Annotated in this window: 16 protein-coding genes; 8 read left to right on the top strand and 8 right to left on the bottom strand. The window is 29.6% G+C overall.

What is annotated here, in order from left to right; all coding sequences use genetic code 11:
- Positions 1 to 40: 40 nt before the first annotated feature.
- Entirely contained in the window at positions 41 to 1,222 is a 1,182-nt protein-coding gene (locus CLPUN_RS22620; RefSeq protein ID WP_077849481.1) for an aspartate aminotransferase family protein, read from the top strand.
- A gap of 88 nt (positions 1,223 to 1,310) precedes the next feature.
- The gene (argF, locus tag CLPUN_RS22615; RefSeq protein ID WP_077849480.1) at positions 1,311 to 2,231 is read left to right on the top strand and encodes an ornithine carbamoyltransferase; all 921 of its coding nucleotides are present in this window, start codon (positions 1,311 to 1,313) and stop codon (positions 2,229 to 2,231) included.
- 110 nt (positions 2,232 to 2,341) lie between these two features.
- On the opposite strand, the gene CLPUN_RS22610 is transcribed toward argF, so the two are convergent.
- Complete coding sequence (locus CLPUN_RS22610; RefSeq protein WP_077849479.1) at positions 2,342 to 2,770, bottom strand: helix-turn-helix domain-containing protein; 429 nt, start codon at positions 2,768 to 2,770, stop codon at positions 2,342 to 2,344.
- 149 nt (positions 2,771 to 2,919) lie between these two features.
- On the opposite strand from CLPUN_RS22610, the gene CLPUN_RS22605 reads away from it, so the two are divergent.
- Positions 2,920 to 3,375, top strand: a complete 456-nt coding sequence (locus CLPUN_RS22605; protein WP_077849478.1) for a DUF2798 domain-containing protein — start codon at positions 2,920 to 2,922, stop codon at positions 3,373 to 3,375.
- Positions 3,376 to 3,642: 267 nt separating this feature from the next.
- Here the strand turns inward: CLPUN_RS22605 and CLPUN_RS22600 are convergent, their stop codons facing one another.
- The 3 genes from CLPUN_RS22600 to CLPUN_RS22590 all read right to left on the bottom strand — a co-directional run bounded on the left by CLPUN_RS22600 (position 3,643) and on the right by CLPUN_RS22590 (position 8,365).
- Complete coding sequence (locus tag CLPUN_RS22600) at positions 3,643 to 4,680, bottom strand: nucleoid-associated protein (protein WP_077849477.1); 1,038 nt, start codon at positions 4,678 to 4,680, stop codon at positions 3,643 to 3,645.
- Positions 4,681 to 4,931: 251 nt separating this feature from the next.
- A complete protein-coding gene (locus CLPUN_RS22595) occupies positions 4,932 to 6,866 on the bottom strand; it encodes an autotransporter outer membrane beta-barrel domain-containing protein (protein WP_077849476.1) in 1,935 nt (644 codons plus the stop codon).
- Between the two features lie 92 nt (positions 6,867 to 6,958).
- Positions 6,959 to 8,365, bottom strand: a complete 1,407-nt coding sequence (locus tag CLPUN_RS22590) for a hypothetical protein (protein ID WP_077849475.1) — start codon at positions 8,363 to 8,365, stop codon at positions 6,959 to 6,961.
- 359 nt (positions 8,366 to 8,724) lie between these two features.
- On the opposite strand from CLPUN_RS22590, the gene CLPUN_RS22585 reads away from it, so the two are divergent.
- Positions 8,725 to 9,636, top strand: a complete 912-nt coding sequence (locus CLPUN_RS22585) for a LysR family transcriptional regulator (RefSeq protein ID WP_077849474.1) — start codon at positions 8,725 to 8,727, stop codon at positions 9,634 to 9,636.
- Between the two features lie 100 nt (positions 9,637 to 9,736).
- Here CLPUN_RS22585 and CLPUN_RS22580 read toward each other — a convergent pair whose 3' ends face one another.
- Entirely contained in the window at positions 9,737 to 11,749 is a 2,013-nt protein-coding gene (locus tag CLPUN_RS22580) for an oxidoreductase (protein WP_077849473.1), read from the bottom strand.
- Positions 11,750 to 11,874: 125 nt separating this feature from the next.
- Complete coding sequence (locus CLPUN_RS22575; protein ID WP_077849472.1) at positions 11,875 to 13,173, bottom strand: MFS transporter; 1,299 nt, start codon at positions 13,171 to 13,173, stop codon at positions 11,875 to 11,877.
- A 500-nt stretch (positions 13,174 to 13,673) separates the two neighbouring features.
- Here CLPUN_RS22575 and CLPUN_RS22570 point away from each other — a divergent pair, with 500 nt between their 5' ends.
- On the top strand, positions 13,674 to 14,234 hold the full coding sequence (locus tag CLPUN_RS22570; RefSeq protein WP_077849471.1) for a class IV adenylate cyclase: 561 nt from the start codon (positions 13,674 to 13,676) through the stop codon (positions 14,232 to 14,234).
- 357 nt (positions 14,235 to 14,591) lie between these two features.
- The gene (locus tag CLPUN_RS22565) at positions 14,592 to 16,556 is read left to right on the top strand and encodes a fructose-1,6-bisphosphatase (protein ID WP_077849470.1); all 1,965 of its coding nucleotides are present in this window, start codon (positions 14,592 to 14,594) and stop codon (positions 16,554 to 16,556) included.
- A gap of 275 nt (positions 16,557 to 16,831) precedes the next feature.
- Here CLPUN_RS22565 and CLPUN_RS22560 read toward each other — a convergent pair whose 3' ends face one another.
- Together CLPUN_RS22560 and CLPUN_RS22555 are read right to left on the bottom strand one after the other, a co-directional pair.
- Positions 16,832 to 17,542 (bottom strand): GntR family transcriptional regulator, encoded by a 711-nt coding sequence (locus tag CLPUN_RS22560; RefSeq protein ID WP_077849469.1) that lies wholly within the window; start codon positions 17,540 to 17,542, stop codon positions 16,832 to 16,834.
- Positions 17,543 to 17,875: 333 nt separating this feature from the next.
- The gene (locus CLPUN_RS22555; protein ID WP_077849468.1) at positions 17,876 to 18,637 is read right to left on the bottom strand and encodes a MurR/RpiR family transcriptional regulator; all 762 of its coding nucleotides are present in this window, start codon (positions 18,635 to 18,637) and stop codon (positions 17,876 to 17,878) included.
- Between the two features lie 202 nt (positions 18,638 to 18,839).
- Between CLPUN_RS22555 and nagB the strand changes: the two genes are divergently transcribed.
- Both nagB and nagA read left to right on the top strand, forming a co-directional pair.
- Complete coding sequence (gene nagB / locus CLPUN_RS22550; protein WP_077849467.1) at positions 18,840 to 19,574, top strand: glucosamine-6-phosphate deaminase; 735 nt, start codon at positions 18,840 to 18,842, stop codon at positions 19,572 to 19,574.
- A gap of 36 nt (positions 19,575 to 19,610) precedes the next feature.
- Positions 19,611 to 20,738, top strand: a complete 1,128-nt coding sequence (gene nagA / locus CLPUN_RS22545; RefSeq protein WP_077849466.1) for an N-acetylglucosamine-6-phosphate deacetylase — start codon at positions 19,611 to 19,613, stop codon at positions 20,736 to 20,738.
- Positions 20,739 to 20,990 lie beyond the last annotated feature (252 nt).

The raw sequence follows: 20,990 nt of genomic DNA, 5'->3' as shown, positions 1-20,990 counted from the left end.
TAGTTAAGAGTTAACTAAATTAAATTTTGGAGGTGTTTTTATGTCTTATGATTTTAATGACGCAAAAGAACATATTGTAAATAGTTATGGTCGCTTAGAGCCTGTAATCACTCATGGTGAAGGTGTTTATTTATATGATACAAATGAAAATAAATATTTAGATTTTACTAGTGGAATTGGTGTTAGCAGTTTAGGATATGGTCATGAAAAATGGATTAAAGCAACTAGCAAACAATTAAAAACTCTTGCTCATGCCTCTAACATCTTTTATACTGAACCAAGTGTAAAACTTGCTAAAGAATTAACTGAAAAAGCTAATATGAGTAAAGTATTTTTTGCTAATTCTGGTGCTGAAGCTAATGAAGGTGCCATTAAATTAGCTAGAAAATACAGTTATGATAAATATGGGGATGGAAGAAGTAAAGTACTTACTTTAATGCAATCTTTTCATGGTAGAACAATAACTACTTTAAAAGCAACTGGGCAGGAAAAATTCCACAAATACTTCTTTCCTTTTACTGAAGGCTTTGATTATGTGACTGCAAATGATATAAAAGATTTTAAGAAAAAGCTTACAGATGAAGTTTGTGCTATAATGCTTGAAGCAATTCAAGGGGAAGGTGGAGTAATTCCACTAGATAAAGATTTTGTTCAAGAAGTAGTTAAAATATGTAATGAAAAAGATGTGCTTGTTATCTTTGATGAAGTTCAATGTGGTATAAGTAGAACTGGTAAAATGTTTGGATATAATAATTTTGATGTAGAAGCTGACATAGTTTCTGTGGCAAAAGGTCTTGGAGCAGGTCTTCCTATTGGGGGTATCCTTTGTTCTTCCAAAGTTGCAGATGTATTTAAACCAGGTGATCATGGTTCAACTTTTGGAGCTAATCCAGTTGCATGTGCTGGCGCTTTAGTAGTTCTTGATGAACTTTGCAATGAGAAAACTTTTGAAAAGATTGCTAAGAAAGGCGCTTTTATAAAAGAATTTATTGAAGAAGCTAAAAATCCTCAAGTTGTAGATATCCGTGGAATTGGCTTAATGATTGGAATAAAAGTAAAATGTGATCCAGCATTAGTTCAAAAGGAAGCTATAAAAAAAGGATTATTAGTATTAACAGCTGGAAAAGATGTTGTAAGACTACTCCCTCCTCTTGTTATAACTAAAAAAGAGTTAAAAATAGGACTGGATATTATTCTTGAAATTTTATCTAATATAAAATAATAGATTATTAGTGACCAATTGGCAATTTACAATCAGTAATGATTTTTCTTTGTAAATTGCCAATTGTCCATTGCTTGGGGGCATATATATGAAAAAAGATTTATTAAAAATGGATGATCTTTCTAAAGAAGAAATCTTAGATATTTTAAATTTAGCAGATCAATTAAAATATGAACAAAAACATGATATTGAACATCATCACCTAAAAGATAAAAGCCTAGGTATGATATTTGAAAAATCATCTACTAGAACTAGGGTTTCTTTTGAAGTTGGTATGTATCAATTAGGTGGAAATTCATTATTTCTAACTGATAGAGATTTACAAATTGGTCGTGGTGAGCCAATGGAAGACACTGCAAGATCTCTTTCAAGATTTTTGCAAGGTATAATGATTAGAACTTTTTCTCAAGAAGAAGCTGAAAAATTAGCTAAGTATTCATCAATCCCAATTATAAATGGGTTAACAGATGTAGAACATCCATGCCAAGTATTAGCTGATTTAATGACAATAAGAGAAAATAAAAACATTCTTGAAGGCTTAAAGGTTGCTTTCATAGGTGATGGAAATAATATGGCAAATTCTTTAATGATTGGCTGTTTAAAGGTTGGAATGAATTTTGCAATTGCATCACCAAAAGATTACACTCCTTCTGATGTTTATTTAAGCAGAGCAACAGAAATTGCTGAAAAAGAAGGTGTTACCTTTACAGTAACTACCTCTCCAGCTGAAGCGGCTAAAGATGCTGATGTATTAATAACAGATGTTTGGGCTAGTATGGGGCATGAAGATGAAGCTGAATTAAGAACTAAAGCCTTTGAAGGCTTCCAAATAAACAAGGAATTGATGGCATTATCTGATAAAAATGCAATGGTGCTTCACTGTCTTCCAGCTCATAGAGGTGAAGAAATAACATCTGAAATTTTAGAAGAACATGCAAATTCAATTTTTGATGAATCTGAAAATAGATTACATGCTCAAAAAGCTGTACTTGTTAAGTTAATGAAATAACTTTTATATTTTATCTTGAATATTATAAGCTTATTATATTATTACTAAGTCATGGAAATAAGGAGCGAAATACTCCTTATTTTTATTTAAAATAAATTCAGAATTAAGAACTAATAAATCCAATCCTTTCTTAGAAATTCTTTCAGTAATTCTACATTCTCATATCCTATATTTTTAATAATTTCTTCTTCTACCTGCTGCTTTAAAATCAACATTTCCATGCAATAGTTCTCGCCTTTTTTAGTCAATGTAATTAATTTATCTCTATTATTTCCTTCAACACACTTCATTAGAATATATTCAGTATCAAGTAATTTTCTTGCACATTTATGAGCCCCCTGCCTTGATATATTCATTTTTCTTGCAATCTCCGCTACTGTCATTTCTTTTATATTAATAGTTCCGAGCATATGTGATTCTGAATCTGATATATATTCTTCATGTTGTTTTGACCATAATTCCATAACTTTTTTACGTAATTTTTTATGTTTTTCACTTACTAAATCCACTAAGTTTAAGTCTCCTAGATAATTATTCATGCCCAATCCTCTTATTTCTATAATATATTTCTGCTATTAATATTATAAAAATTAAAATTTTCTTTGTCAACTTTGTTGACAAAATGTTTTTTCTGATGATATACTAAATCGTAAACTTAGTTGACAATTTATTTTTAAGGAGATGTATCATGGGAAAAAATAAAAAAGAAAATTTTATATTTACTCTTATTTGTTGTGCTTTAATGGTTTTAGGAATGGACTTATATAATGGTATTTTATCAAATGGATTTACTAGCAGCTTATTTATAGGAATTTTAATACCATACGTACCTATTTTTTGTATTGCATTAATTTTAGATTGGTTTTTAGTTGGTAAATTAGCAAAATCTATTGTTGCTAAAATAGTAAATGAAAATGATCCTCTAATTAAGAAAGTTTTATTTATTTCATTCTTTATGGTATGTGGTATGTGTTTCTGTATGTCTTTAATTGTATCAATTATACATATGACTACACCATCTGAATTCCCTTTACAATTTGTAAAAACTTTAGGCATGAATTTTATTTGTGCTTTACCACTTCAATTAATTATTGTTGGCCCAATAGCAAGAGGTATTTTCTTCAAAATGTATCCTATTAATTAACATTTTCAATAAAACATACTAATAAAAAAGGAGTTATATTTGTACTATTATTACAAATATAACTCCTGCTTTATTCTGTTCATAAATTTATAATACAATACTTATGCCAAATTATTAATACAACCAGTAAAATTTAGCTACCTTTACCAAATCATACATTTTGGCTATCTACTTTTGCTAGGGAAAGTTATTCAATAAGAAACAAGTTTCTTTTTCTCTACTTTATCTGTGAGAAAGTTCGAATACCGAAATATAAAATTTCGATTCTTACTTTTCTATATAATTCATTACATTTTTTACTATCAGGTTTATAGTTCCATCACCATTTCTTTGAATTTCAAATTTGTTAGAATCATGATAAGTATCTTCATTTATATATAAATCAATTTGCTTATCTATATTTAACCTAACTCTCTTTAATTTTTTATCAACCCAGGTTTTATCCACAGCTACCTCTTCATTTAAGCCTTGCTGTTTTATATAATTTGAAAAATCAGCTTTTACTTGTGGGTGTTCATTGAAAAGTTCTTCTGAAAAAGAATCTATATTTATAGTATCCTCTTCTTTCAACTTAGTTTTTATAGCAGTTCTAATTTCTTCTGCTTTACCTGCATCTTCTGTAATATTTTTTCTTGTCCAATTTTCGGCTGCCTTTACAAAAGTTTTGGTCATGTCTCTTTCATTTGTAATAATGCCTGCACCTAAAAATGTATTTATAAAATAGTTTGCTCCATATTCATCTTCTTTACTGCCTTTTTGCTTATCTAATATCATCAAGTTATAATGTTCATCTTCTCCGATAGGCTTAATAAAAGCTGCCTTTTGTATCTTTTGCCCACTCCCTGGAAGTCCTGCTACTTGTGGTACTATTCCTATTCCTATCTTTTGATCTCTAAATTGAATCTCATGAGTAAAATTCTTAACATAATCCATCTTAAGTATACTTATCATCGGTCCTTGATCAGTAGTTATTGATGCTATTATCAAATCACCTGATAGAATATTTACATTTCCTTTCATTATTATAAATAGCTGCCTAGCAAGCTCCTTAGATAGATTAATCAAATCGATATCTATTCCATTTAAATAATCTTGCACAACTTCTTTAACTATATTTCTTTCTGGATTAAATTTTGCATATTTAAGCTCATCATCTTTTAAACATTTTTCTATATGTCTATACAAAAATTTATATATATCCTCATCTAATTCTAAACTATACTCATTAAGCACAGGTTCTTCTCCATTACTGTCTAATATGTGTATAACTGCTTCATTTATGTTAATATCATTTATATATTCCATTATCTTTTCACCATCCAAATTAAATTTCTTATATTAGCTATTATAATCTTTAATCAAATCAAATAAAAGTATTTAAATATCTATATTCAGATAGAGAAAAAATTGGTTATTATAAACTTTAATCACAATAAAAAATCTATATATTTTCCAAATAATAATGAGAGATATCACAACTCTACTTGTAAAGTAGCTTTAGATACCTCCTTTGGAGTTTTACATTATTTTAAGTTATTACTAAAATTGCCATTAGCTTAATTAGTAATTTGGGTAACTCCAACTTCTACTTTTCCCTTGTAAGTGCCAACCACAATATTTGTTGCAACACCATCAACCTTCATAGTAACTTTATATCCATTAGGAGCCATTATCTTAGAGCTATCAGTAATGGTTATACCTGTAAGATAAGAATTCCCAGTAACAGTCCATGTTGAACCATTATTCAAAGATACAATCACGCCATTATTAACAGCAACACTTGGCGTATTAGTAACTTCTCCTAGTTCTTCATATTCCTCAGATGTAATGGTATCTATTGCATGCTTAGCTGTTGAAGCAGAAATCACACCAGTTATTTTAGTGTTATTAAAATTTAGCGAAAGATTCTTTGCTAGGCTAATATCATTTCCCATCATATCTTTACTGGTGCCACCGCGAGTAGAATTATAAAAATTTCCAGCTATATTTATATTTGAGAAATTAGCAACAGTATCAGTGTCTTTTGTAAAACTAGTGGTATCATGAGTTGTATCCACTGTAGCAGCTTCAGTTGGTTCATGATAGACACCAGTATTATACATAATTCCATCAGTCATAACTGGGCCTGGATCATCATTGTCCATTAACTGAATAATAACTCCATCTCTTGATTTTAACTTAGCACCTTTTGAGCCATCGACATTAATGCTCGCAGAAGCTCCTTTTACTAAGAATGTAGTTTTTCCAGTGTCAAAGACAGTTCCATCTTTAACATCTACTGAACCATTGCCATGCCACATAACACCAAATCGTTTAGACTTCACAATGGTTTCCTTCTCTTTTAAGGATTTCAATTCATCTGAAGTAAGATTAAGTTTTAAATTACCATTAAGTGTATATAGATTCGTCTTATTACTTGAACCAAAAACACCATTGCCGCCAGTGATGATCAATCCATAATCAGGAACTGTGATTTTTGAACCATAGAAGCAATCTACTGCATTACCGATAGCATAAGCTCCATATCCACTTTTACCATTAATAGTAATATCACTGTTTATAGCAGTAAGCTTTATATCATTACAGTCATCAGTAGAAAGAACTCCCCATCCCTCAGAAGTTATTGAGGAGTTAATATAAGTAGCAGTAGTGTTGTTGCCTAGCACATTAGTAGCACGACAGTTTCCTGAAATACCTAGCATCCAAGGTGCGGCTTTCATATATCCCATTTGTACATTGGGCTTATAATCTTCTGAAAGTATCCCATCTTCTGCCTTGATATTAGAGTTCTTAACAATCAAATTACTACCATCAGCAGCGATAATTGCAGGGCGAATTGCACCATGAGTGTGAACATCTGCACCATTCACCACTAGTGTTGTATCCCTACCAGTTGACATAATACCAGTACCAAAGCCTGCAAAATCATTACCACCATTACCAATTAAGTTCATTTTAGCACCATTGATAGCATAGGTTCCCCCCTTCACATAGATGCCGTTGAAATTTTCCTCTTCTGAATTAATTTTAATATTATCTGCAGAAGTGTTTGCCATCTTTCCACCAACTACTGCTGCTGTAACAGATTTGTCATCTATAACCCCATTAGCATCTATATATAAAGCCTGACGAAAATAATGTGTTAGATTAGCTTTAGCGTACTGCACCACATTTTGCTTGGTTACAGATAGCACAACATTACCTTTAAATGTACCCGGTTGAATTGTTTTACCAATACCATTTACAGTCAATGTTACATCATAGCCTTCTGGAGCAGTGATTGTCGCACCATTAGCAATTGTTAATTGGTTTAATTGTGTAGTTCTAGTAACAACCCAATTCGAGTCTACTTTAAGTGATGCAGCTAAAGAATTAACTTCAATAGGTGATTGTGTTATAGTTTCAGCTAACACTGGATAAGATGGTGGAATTATTAAACTTCCAACAATTGCACAGGCAATTAAAACTTTAGTTCTATTTTTATTATTCATTTTCTTTCTCCCTTCTAAAGCTAGTTAAGAAAATATTAAATAAACATTTAATATTTTCTTATATCAAGGTTGTATATTTCATATTAATTATCTTAATTAACGTTTAATGTACCACCACTTGCAAGTTTATAGCTTCCTTTTAATGTACAGCCTGAACTTGCTGTAGCTGTAATTGTAACACCATTAACTGCATCTATTTTTGAGACATCAAAACTACCAGCCAGTGTAACAACATTAGAATCTTCTGTTGCTATCCACTTACTATCTGCATCAATATAAATAGATGCATCTTTTATTTTTCCCTTTAAGGTTGTTCCCATTAGGGTAATTGACATGCTTCTTTCAGTATCTTCATGAAGTATATTTCCTTGAAGAACCATATTTTTTAAAGTTGCCTTTATGCCATAAACCGTCTCACCTGTTGGAACCTTAGTTCGATTTGGATCAGAATTTATTATGGATTTAATTAAAGTTCCATTTTTTGATACTATTCTAGCACCGTCAATGATTATATCAGCATTATCACTCTTTACCAAAACTGCAGCATCAGAGGTCTTTATGTTACCTCCAGTCACATTTAGTGTACCTTTATCAGAGGTACTTCCCATAACACAATGCATCATAGCAAAATATGTGCCACAAGTTGCATCTGTATTTTTAAAAGTAACATCATTCTCACCTGCCATAATTACTGCCATCGCTGCACTATTAAATTTGCAATCATTGAAAACATCATGACATCCATTATCAGCATAAGCTCCATAACCGTCTTTAATTGTCTTAATGTTACATTTATTCGCTTCAAGGTAAACATACCCCCCTGCAGAATCAGTTGAAAGAGCACCCCAGCCATCAGCTATAATGGTAGAATTATAATAATAACTTTTAGAATTGTTCATAGTAAGACAAGTACGAGCAGTTCCTGTCACCTCTAAACCTTCTGGTGGTTCCATCATTCCAGGACCAATTTTACTTTGATAATCACTTGGTAATGTACCACCATTTGATATAAGTGTAGAATCATATACTTTTAAAATGCTATGATCCGTTGCAGCTACCGCACTTCTTATGCATCCGTTAGTAGTTATGTTAGCATTCTTTAAGATAAGTGTTCCCCCTCCATTCACCATAGCTCCTGCACCAACGCCTGCAAAGTCATTGCTTCCATTCCCTGAAAGCATAATTTTAGAGTTTTGCAGGATGTAGTTAGATTTACTGCCGGTTACATAGAGACCATTTGAACTTTCTGTATCAGAAATAATTTTAATATTCTTAGCAAAAGTATCTGCCACCGTTCCATAAGATACTGCCGCTTGAGTAGATTGCTCTGATATATACTTATTATCTTTTACATACACAGCAGCAGAAGTAATTTCTGTATTGCCAGAATCCGGTGGTGGTCCTATAGGTTCGGCGAGAACTGGAAATGACATAGTAGTCATCAAAGACGCGATAACTACACAAGTAGTAAATCCTTTAAATATGTTTTTATTTTTCATTTTTTTCCTCCTTAAAAATTTAATACTTTAATTTTTAATCAGTAGTAATTTTAATTCCAATTAATTTACTAATTGATAAAACGTTGCATTTATATTTTCATAAATGCTACCTACTATCTTTGAAAATTAATTAATCCGCTAAAAAACGATTTTAATTCCCCCTTTCCAATTATTTAGCCTTTTTACTCCTAAATAAATGCTATTTACGCATATTTAGTTGCATGAATATTTCTATATGCTATACTATTTACAAAATAAAACTATTTTTATATTTAAAATAAAAATATCCTACAAAATACAATTAATACAATTCCCCCCTACATTGTATATAAAATAAAATCATAAAGGAGAATGAATTTATGAATAATCTTCAAATTGAATATTTTTTATCACTTGCAAATCACAAAAGTTTTACAGCAACTGCAAATGCACTTTATGTTTCTCAACCAGCTATTAGTAAACAAATTGCAGCATTAGAAAAAGAAATTGGATTTTCTCTATTTTTTCGTTCCAATCGCAGTGTAAGTCTCACTCCTGCTGGAATAATTTTTTTTAAAACATTTACTGAATTCAGTAATTTATATAAACAGGCTATAAAAAACTCCCAAGATATTTACGATAATCAGTGTAAAAAACTCCGTTTAGGCTGTGTGGATGGCATGGATCTTAGTAATCATCTAAATAAAATCTTTAAATCCTTTTGCAAGCAATTTCCTAATGTTGATTATTCTATAGAACGTAATAACCCAGCGGATTTGGTAAAAGCAATATACAATGATGAATTAGATGCAATTATTACGCTTGAATCTTTTTTTGAAAACAGTCCTGACCTTACTTCCAGTATTTTTTTTCACGCACAACATTTACTTTACATACATTCAAGTAATCATATTCTATCTAAAGAGTGCTACGATATTCATGATTTTGAAGATGAAACTTTTATCGTCTTATCTCCTAGTGTTATTCCCACCTCTACATATAATTTTTCTACATGGTGTAAAAAAAACGGTTTATCACCTAAGAAAATAAAATCTGTACCTAATGTAGAATCTCAAATGCTTTCTGTTGAAGTCGGATTGGGCGTTACAATTGCTGATTCACTTTTCCGATTATACTCTAACTCCCAAATCTGCAATATTGAACTTAATACATCACATAATAGCTACATAGTATGGAAGAAAAATACTACTAATTTATTGGTTCCTTCATTTGCAAAACTAGCTTCCCAAATCAACAATTCTGTTTTACATAAAGCTCAACAGCAGAATTAACCACTTATTTGCGCATTTAGTCCATAGCCTTCAAAAAGGTTTAAATTTTCCTTTTTTTCTTAGAATTGGTTCAGCATTTAATTTATATACTATTATATATTTAAATTCTCATAGCCGTTGAAAATGCACTTCTCATAGCTTGTTGTATTGTTGCAGGAGTTTTACAGTCACCTATTATATAGAATTCATCTGAAATACTCGCAAATTTCAGTGCTTCATCGGTAAGAGCTTTCATACCTGCTGATACAACTACACTATCACATGGAATAGAATGTTCTATACCATCCTTATCCTTGTAACACACACCCTCATCTTTTATTCCAGTTACAGTAGCATTTACAATAGAACTGAAGTTAGAAATTGCCTCCCACGCTTCCTTAAACATTTCAAGGTAATGAATCTTAGTAGAATCTGCTGCTAGCCTCTCTCTCATTTCTAATACAGTAGCATTATGGCCTTTTTCACACAGATGCATTGCTGCTTCTACACCAACTTCTCCACCACCAATTACGACTACATTTTTACCAAGGCTATCTGGATCCATAAATGCTTTTTCCGCAAAGAATACATTTTCTTTATCAATCCCTGAAACTGGAGGTTTGGCTGGAACTGCTCCAAGTGCCGTAATAATAACATCATAGTTTTCTTTTGAAAGCATCTCTGGTGTTGCCTTTATATTCATCTTAACTGTAATATTATATTTTTCTACTTGATTAATCAGAAAATCTTTGAAATCACGTAGCGGCCATTTAAATGATGCATAGTCTGAATGCTTAATTGCTCCACCTAACTTATCTCCTGCTTCATATATGGTTACTTCATGTCCTCTTTCTTTTAAGTACATGGCACATCTCATTCCGCCAGGACCGCCTCCTACAACAGCTACTTTCTTTTTCTTTCCAACTGGTGCAATCATGCGTTGAATTTTATGCTCTAATCCAATAATAGGATTTACAGAGCAGACAGAAACGAATGGATCTTTTTCTCCACGTCCATGACATTTATTGCAACGCAGACATGGCACAACATCTTCTCCTCGTCCTTCTTTTACAAGTTCAAAATAATTAGGATTAGAAATCCATGCTCTTGCCATACAGATTAAATCAGCTTTACCTTGTGCAATAACTTTTTCACAAGTATCTATATAATGATATCCGCCAATTGTTCCAATTATTAAATTATCTACTCTTTTCTTTACATATTCTGAATAATGTAAAAATGGTGTCTCCTCTAAATTAAATCCTGTTGGATGCGCAGGATCAACCTTACTTGCACGAAGCTGTACAATGTCTATGTATTTTTTTGCTTCATTTAAAAAAGCAACTGTATCATCTAAAGTATATCCACCTGAAATGTCTTCTGCTGACCATTCAATTTCAATTAAAAAGTTATTACCAACTTTATTACGCACACGCTCTAATACCATCAATGGAAAACGCATGCGATTTTCTAAACAACCACCAAATTTATCAGTTCTCCTATTTGTATGAGGTGATATGAATTTAGATGGAAGATTTCCACGATAGCAGTAGTGAATACTAACCATATCATAGCCCAGCATTTGAAGAATCCATGCCTGTTCTGCATAAGAATCACATATTTTATTCAATGTTACTTCATCATATTCTACTGGATCACCATGTGCGAAGATTTTTTCAATTTCAAACTCTTCCATTGGTGGTGGACCAATTGTAGCTGCTTGGTAATCATATTCTGAATTCTTCTCTGTTTTTTTCTTTTTCATTAGTGGATAGAATGATGGTGGTCCAACAAACATTGCCATACAAGCAATTGAGTCATAATAATGAATTGAATCTGCTAATTGTATTAAGTAATTTTGTGAGTTGCAATCATATAAATCGTAATCTGGAAAATGTCCAAAATCCATATTCATTGGAAATTGTTTTCCAATAGTAAAATTGTTGATTCCCATACAAGTGGTAATAGCCGCTCCCTTTGCTTTATTTTCATAATGTGCTATAACTGAATCTGCTGGATATGTCTCAGGCCCTTGCAAAAAGTGTGGTAGCGAATTAGAAGCTACCATTCTATTTTTTAATACGAAATTACGGATTTTTAATGGAGACATAAGGTTTTTATACTTTTGACTCATTTCACTTCCTCCTTGACAATTATATCTTTGCTAAAACTTTTGATAAAAATTGCTTAAAAACCTTTTATTTTAATATTAGTAATTTTATTACATAATAAATTTTTAAAAATATATATCTACATTTATTATGCAGACACGCTTGATTCTGTATCAATTCTATCTTGTTTTCCACTTGATAATAGAGATGCTATTAATCCCAACACACATATTACAGCTATTATTGCAAATGACATCTTATAATTTCCAGTAATATGAAGAGCAAAGGAACCAGTTATTACTCCCGCAGAGCCTGCAAAATTTCCTACGCATGTCCAAATTGCTGATACTTTTCCTATTACATTAGGTGCAAATACTTTTACAGCAAAACATTGATTTCCAACAGATACAAATGGGTTAAAAATTCCAGCAATCATCAACCATACTGTAAGAACAGTTGTCGAGCTATAAACTAATTTAAATAATATACCATTAATCAATATAAAATTTGCAATAAATCCACATAATAATATAGGCACAGATTTTCCTCTGAAAACTTTATCTATTATAAAACCTGCAAAAAACATACCAAACATCATACCTATCCAAGTTAAAGCAGAAAATGTTCCTGCGGCTTCTGCCCCATACCCAATACCTATTGGTGCATCAACAGCTAAATAAGTTGGACTTAAATCATTAAATGCTTGCGTTATCCAGTTTGCGAATGCTATTATACAAAGACCTAAAAAGAAAGCTGGATTATATAATACTTTTTTAAAATCTGATTTTAATTTTTCTTGAGTACTATCTTCGTTTAATTCCTTTAATAATGTAGGAGGAAGATGATATTTTGAGCTAACAGAAACTGACACTACAAAAATAGTTGCTATTAAGAAAACTACGGAATAGTAAAGCATGCCATTTTGCCAAGTACTAGAACTTAACATAAGCTTAGGTCCAAATATTCCTGAAAGTACTGGCCCTAATATACAGAATGCATTAAGTCCAAAGGCCAAGCCTTGCTCATTACTTGGAAACCAATACGATACTATAGGTTGAATAGCAATTAATGCAGGTGCACATCCAAATGCCTCAATAATTCTTATAATTACAATAGAAATATAGTTGTATCCAAATATAGACAAAAGAGAATTTCCTAATAATATTAATATTAAACCACAAGGCATTACAAAATTTATCCCTATTTTGTCTATAAGTAATCCAGCAATAATAACACCTATTGCAGTTGAAAATAAATTTATGCCCATAAAGCCAAAAGAAGCAGTTCCCAAATTAATTCCAAGATCACTTGCAATTACTCCCATAATTGGTGCAAAAGACATAGTAACCATTTGTGCACAGAACATTGATAGAACAGCTGATGATAACATTAACCATCGGTACGCTGGAAATTGAACTGACTGTTGTGTTAATTTTTTATTACTCATACTTTTTGTCTCCTTATTATTTTGTATATGAAATTAAATATCTATTAAAATAAAGCTTCATTAAACTATAATTTATTACATAAGTATTAAATTCTTGTACATAGATTTTATTAGTGTCCTTAAAACGTTCTCATTACTAATTAATGCCTTTGTTTTTTATAAAATTTCTTTACTTATTAAATTCAATATAAATGAAATTTCTTTTATCATAATTCGATTGTACATATTCATTTTGATATATTTACTTTGTAGCTTTATCATATCATACACATTTTTTACAGTAAAATATCCAATTAACATAATATTATAACCATATGGTTATACTTTTACTTGTCACTATTTTTCTTATTTCTAACAAACCAATATATTATTTAAAAGTTATAACTTCACTTATCAATGAGTAACTACATAATATTACTGGCATAACCAAGCAAATTGCTATATTATAATATTGTAGTAAATCTTTATAGAATTATATACTTAAAAAAGGAGATTATTTTATGCAAGAATTAGAAACTAGAATTATTGATATTGATGTTGAAGCTATAAGAAACATATTATTAGCAAATGGTGCTAAAAAAGTTAAAACTGAAAATCAAATTAATGATATATATGATTTTGAAGATGGAAGGCTTCTAGCAAAAAAAGGATATGCTCGTATAAGAACTGTAAATGACATGCTTAATAATAAAGTTATATATTTCATGACTACAAAAAAAATGCTCTCTCAAGAAAGGTTTAAAGTCATGGAAGAAAATGAAACAATAATTGATAATAAACAAATGGGAGAAGGAATCTTTAAATCACTTGGTTTAGTTCTAAAAGAATCTAATAAAAAATACAGAGAAAGCTATAAATTACATGATTGTCTAATTGAGATAGATATAAATGATAAAAGTTTTTGTCCATTTCCTTATTTAGAAATAGAAACTACTTCTGAAGAGAACTTAGACAAGATAGTTAAATTACTTGGATATACACTCGAAGACACAACTTCTCAAACTATTTATGATATTCTAACTCAAAAAGGATTACTTAATAAAAATCCTAAAGGAATTTAATACACACTCAAAAGAATAACAAGTCATAATGCAATGTTAGCATTTTTGACTTGTTATTTTCTTTTTACTTGTAATATTATTTATAGTATTAAACGTAAATCTAATGTAAAATATACCTAGAGATAGATATACTTTTAAATCAAATTTATTTAGTTTATATAAGTTCTAATTGATTTACTACATTAAACTCTCCTGTACATTAGTTGAGCATTAGCCAAATGTATGTAGTTTATTTATTAGAATGTATATATATATATAAAGTATATTTTCAAAAATTCAGTATACTCATACGTTTTTGAAAATAATTATTTTATATATGTCAAAGCTAAACAATTTTGTTTATAAAAGGAGGATGTTATGGAGAATTATGATGAGAATCTAAAATATTTAAAATTACTTGCTAGACAATATCCAACTATTGCAGAGGCATCTACTGAAATAATAAATCTGGAAGCAATTTTAAATTTGCCCAAAGGTACAGAACATTTTCTGGCTGATATTCATGGTGAATACGAGCCCTTTGTACATGTTCTAAGGAATGGCTCAGGTGCAGTCAAAATAAAAATTCAAGAAGTTTTTGGCAATTCATTAATGGATTGTGAAAAGAAAAGTTTAGCTACATTAGTTTATTACCCTGAACAAAAATTAGAAATTGTTTTAAAAGAAGAAAAAGATATAAATGATTGGTATCGAATTAACTTATACAGATTGATTGAGCTATGCAGACACGCATCTTCTAAATATACAAGATCAAAGGTAAGAAAATCTCTTCCAAAAGATTTCAGCTATATTATAGAAGAATTACTACATGAAGAAGCTGATAACAATGATAAACAGGGTTATTATGATGGAATCATAAACACTATTATAGAAATTGAAAGATCAAAGGAATTTATAATAGCCATTTCCTATCTAATACAACGCTTAGTTATAGACAGGCTTCACATAATAGGGGATATTTACGATAGAGGTCCAAGACCTGATATAATAATTGACACCCTTATTGATTACCATTCTGTTGATATTCAATGGGGAAATCATGATATTTTATGGATGGGTGCTGCCGCTGGCAATACTACTTGTATAGCAAATGTATTAAGAATAGCATCTAGATACTCTAATTTAGATGTAATCGAGGATATATATGGCATTAATCTACTGCCTCTTGCAACTTTTGCACTAAAATACTACAAAGACGATACTTGTCCTGCTTTTATTCCTAGAAGCAATGATGAAACTGGACATGGAAATACTGAAATTGAACTTATTTCTAAAATGCATAAGGCTATAACAATTATTCAATTTAAACTTGAATATCAAATAATAAAGAGAAGGCCTGAATTCAAATTAGATCATAGATTGCTTTTGGATAAGATAAACTATACTGATGGAACTATAACCCTAAATAACATCACTTATGAACTTAATGATAAAAATTTTCCCACAATAACACCTAAAAATCCATTTGAGCTTACTGTCGAAGAAAAAAAATTAATAGAAAAACTTCAAATTTCATTTATTAATAGTGATAAATTACAAAAACATGTTTTATTTTTATTTAATAAAGGAAGTATATATTTAACTTATAATTCGAATCTTTTATTCCATGGATGTATTCCTTTAAATAAAGATAAAACTTTTAAAAGTATGACTATAAATGGTTTAGAGTACAAAGGTAAAAGCCTTCTAGATAAATTTGATACCTTAGCTAGAGAAGGTTACTTCAATAATCGTGGTAGCCAAGAAAAACTTTATGGAATGGATATAATGTGGTATTTATGGACTGGAGCTTGTTCTTCTCTTTTTGGAAAAGAAGATATGGCTACTTTTGAAAGGTACTTTATTAAAGATAAAAGTACACATAAAGAAAAGAAAAATCCATACTATGATTTTAGAGATACAGACGAAATGTGTAATTTAATATTTGAAGAATTTGGATTAAACCCTTCTGAATCTAGAATAATAAATGGACATGTTCCAGTTAAAAATAAATTTGGTGAAAATCCAATAAAGGCTAATGGGAAATTAATTGTTATTGATGGGGGCTTTGCAAAAGCATACAGGAGCCAGACCGGCTTAGCTGGGTATACTTTAACTTACAATTCTTTTGGATTACAGCTTATATCTCATCAATCTTTTAAATCAATAGAAGATGCTTTTAACAAAGAAACAGATATATTATCTTCAAGGAAAATAGTAGAAAAATTAGATCGAAAAAAAGTTGGAGATACTGATGTAGGGAAGGATTTAAAAAATCAAATTAAAGATTTAAAGTTATTGCTTAGAGCTTATAGAAAAGGACTTATAAATGAACTTAGATAATTAGAAGTTTCAACAAGTATAAAAAATTAATCAGCACTAATAAATATATCCTGTATTTTACTTGCTACAAAACTAATACTTATGAACTCCTATAAAAAATACCATGCATAGAGGATTTATTCCTATATTTATGCATGGTGTTTAATTATATATGTTGTAATTAGATTTCTACATATAAATTATTTAAAGCTGATTATAATTATAAGTTTTTAGATGTAGATTTATTATTATAACGTATATAAATAATTTTTATGCATTTTTCAACAAAGTTATCTTTACTTAATACTTACAGTTCTAAATTCAATTTTATCACTTCTGTGATGAGCTTTAGAGTATTCAAATGGTTGCCCATTATCTAAAAATCCAACTTGTTCAACTTCTAATATCGGGAAATCACTTTTTATTTCTAACCATTTCTGTTCTAATTCATTTGGTAACATTGCACGAATTATTCTATGTGCACTTTTTATTTTTAGTTTAAGTTCATTTTCAATATGGCTATAAACTGAATTTAATAAAACATCATTTTTTATTCCTGGTATAAGTCCTATAGGCATATATATGTATTCAATTACATATGGTACATTATCTGCATATCTAGTTCTTACTACATAATAAACAAAATCATCACAAGTAATCTTTAATTTAGTTGCAATTTCCTCAGTCGGGTGAATTACCTCAAAATTTACTATTTCAGAATGTACTTTTTTATCTTTGTATGCTTCTGAAAAACCTTCAAATTGCTTTGCCATACTCAGTTCTTGAACATCATCATCATCAAGTGCTTTTACAAAAGTCCCAGACCCTCTTCTCTTTATTACTAACCCTTGCATAACAAGTTCATCAACTGCTTTTTTTATTGTAATTCTGCTAACTCCATAATGTTCACACATTTCCTTTTCCAATGGTAATTGTGCCTTTGGACTATACTTGCCACTTAATATTCCATTCCTTATATCTTCAGCAATTTCTTCATACTTCGCCATTATACGTATTTCAACTCCTTACAATATTACCTATTTAAATTAATTATATCATTTTTATTCTTTATTATATACAAAAAGTTATAAAAACAACCAACTCCATTGTTCTGCGCTATCAAAATTAAATGAAGTATGTAAACGAATTAATACTCTACATATTTTATTCATTTAATAATTTAAGAATATGTACAATCACTTTTCTAATATTTTTGAATTGTAAAATTTGTATATGTTGCAATTAGATTTCTACATGTAAATTATTTGCAGATGATTATAATTACAAGTTTTTAGATGTAGATTTATTGTTGCACCATATATACTTTTACTTATAAAAAGTTATTCTAAGTTTTTGTAATTCATTCTTTGCTTAATGTTATATTTTAAAAAGTATTTATGAATAATAAATTCAAAGGTTTCAATGCAATATCCAAAGAAGGGATTAGGATAATAGTTATCATTATCTAACTTTTCACAGTCTGGAATAAAAAAAGTAATATCTGAATTTTTTGCTAGTGTACTTTGAGCATTACCAGTAAAAGAAATTACTTTCAAATTTCTTTCTTTAGCAAGCATACATGTTTTTACACAGTGGCTGCCTTCACCAGATTTTGATATAAGCATAACTGAATATATTGTTTCTACATTATTATCAAAAAGAATATCAAAATCTATAAAAGTAGAAAGCACGCTTTTCTTTCCTAAAACCAATAGTTTCATATACATATACTTTGAAACGAGTTCTGAAAAGCCCTCTCCTGAAACTAATATATTTCCATTCTCAATCCACTCAATGAAATCATCAATAGCATTATCATAATTAGTTGTAAATATATTACTATTTTCTATAACATTAATAAATTCATTATTATCTTCTGTGGATAATTTAAGCTTTAATGAGTAAACTAATTCGACAAAACCATTATATCCAAGCTTTTTTGATAACCTCATTATAGTTGACGGCGATGTGTATATTTTTTTAGCTATTCCTCTTATTCCATCTTCCATACAGTTATCAATATTATTTAATATATATGTAATTATGCTTTCTTCAAGAGATGTAAATTTTACATCTCCAAATAACTTTGTTATATCAAGCATTTTATAGCACCTCTTATTTTAGATTTTCTTTTACTTCCATGATAACATGTTCCATTCTATGACAACAGGTTTCTAAAACTCCCTAAAGTATTTAATTTATAAATATTATATAGTAATATGCAATTAACAGGAATAATAATTATTAAATTTCCAATATATAAAAGCATACAAATTAATTTACAGAGGAAAGAAGGTCATAAAAATGAATTTAATTATCGTTAACAATTATGACGAAATCAGCAAACTATCAGCTAAAACTATAAAAGATATTATTACTAGAAAGCCAAATGCAATTTTAGGATTAGCAACTGGAAGTACTCCCGTTGGAACTTATAAGAAACTTATTGAAATGAATAAAAATAATGAAATAGACTTTTCTGAGATTAAAACTGTAAACTTAGATGAATATGCAGGCTTAAATGAAAAAGATACTAAAAGTTATAGATATTTTATGAATGAAAATTTATTTAACCATATTAATATAAGAAAAGAAAATACTTTTATCCCTAATGGATTAGCAAAAAATATTGAAGAAGAAGCAAAAAATTATGATAGAAAAATAGATGAACTAGGTGGAATAGATATTCAAATTTTAGGTATAGGTGATAATGGACACATTGCCTTTAATGAACCAGGTGATGTTTTAATTTCTGGTACTCATTTAACTAATTTAGCAGAAAGCACTATTAATGCAAATTCAAGATTCTTTAATTCTATTGAGGAAGTTCCTAAAACTGCTATAACAATGGGTTTAGGTCAAATAATGAAATCAAAGAAAATATTATTATTAGCACATGGTGAAAATAAAGCTAAGGCGATAAAAGAAGTGATATCTGGAAAAATAACTAGTAAAAATCCTGCTACTATGTTACAAATGCATAAAGATGTAACTATAATAGTAGATAGGACAATTGGTAACTTAATAAAAAATAATTAGACTATGTTCATATTTTTATTAAATGGAGGATTTAAAATGTTAATTAAAAACTGTAATATTATTTATTTAAATAGAATAGAACAAGGTTCACTCCTTATCGAAAATGGAAAAATCAAAGAAATCAATCCTCTCATATATAATAATGAAGATATTTTAGATGCGGGTGGTTTATATGTTTCCCCTGGTTTTATTGATGTTCATATTCATGGTGCTGGTGGTTTTGATACAACAGATGGAACCATAGACGCAATAAATAATATTGCTAAAACAATAGTGAAACATGGGACAACTTCATTTGTTCCTACAACTATGACAATTTCAATTGAAGCTATACATAGATCTATGAAATTCATAAAAAAACTAAAAAAAACCGGAACTGAAGGAGCTCATGTTTTAGGTGGACATTTAGAAGGTCCTTTTATAAATCCAAAAGCAATAGGTGCTCAAAATCCAGATTATATTTTATCTCCTACTATTTCTGCTTACAATGAAATGGTAAAAGATTGTGAGGATGCTGTTGTTTCAATAACCTTAGCTCCTGAAATCCCTGGCTCCAAAGAACTTATTAAATATCTTTCAGAAAAAGGTATTATTTGTTCCATAGGCCATACTAAAGCAACTTACGAAGAAGCAATAGAAGCTATTAAATGGGGTATTTGCCACTCAACTCATCTTTATAATGCAATGACTCCCTTTAACCATAGAAATCCAGGAGTTATAGGTGCAATATTCGATAGCGATATAACAACTGAAACTATTTCAGATGGCATTCACATTTCCTACCCTTCCTTAAGAATTGCTTATAAACAAAAGAGTACAGATAATGTTTTATTAATAAGTGATGCCATGATGGCTTGCTCAATGATTGATGGTGAATATTCATTAGGTTGTCAAAATGTTACAGTAAATCATGGTGTAGCTCGTCTTAAAAATGGCTCCTTAGCAGGTTCTGTTCTTACTCTCGATAAAGCTGTTAAGAATGTATATAAAAATTCTACTCTGCCACTCTATGAAATTGTAAAAATGGCTTCTTATAATGGTGCTAAACATTGTGAAGTTCACAATCATAAAGGGCAAATTAAAGAAGGCTACGATGCAGATTTAATATTATTTGATGATAATATTAATATAAAGAAAGTATTTGTTTTAGGAAAAGAAGTTTAATTAGCACCTCCTATTTCTCAAGCTTTTGAAATTCTTTTTAGTTACTTACTTAAAAAATGAAGAACATCATACAGATAAAATAATATTTTTTTCTATATAATGCTCTTCATTTTTTACACTTATAATAGGTTGTTGAGTAAACAAAATTTGTAAAAAATAAATAAGCCATTCCTTTGTGGTATAATAATTTCGCTAAAAATCCAAATACATCACATAAGGAATGACTTAAATATGATTATATCACCAAAGATT

Origin of the sequence: Clostridium puniceum (assembly GCF_002006345.1) — a bacterium.
Taxonomy (GTDB): Bacteria; Bacillota; Clostridia; order Clostridiales; family Clostridiaceae; genus Clostridium; species Clostridium puniceum.
Note: the sequence above shows the minus strand (reverse complement) of the source record. Positions and strands in the feature narration are given on the sequence as shown.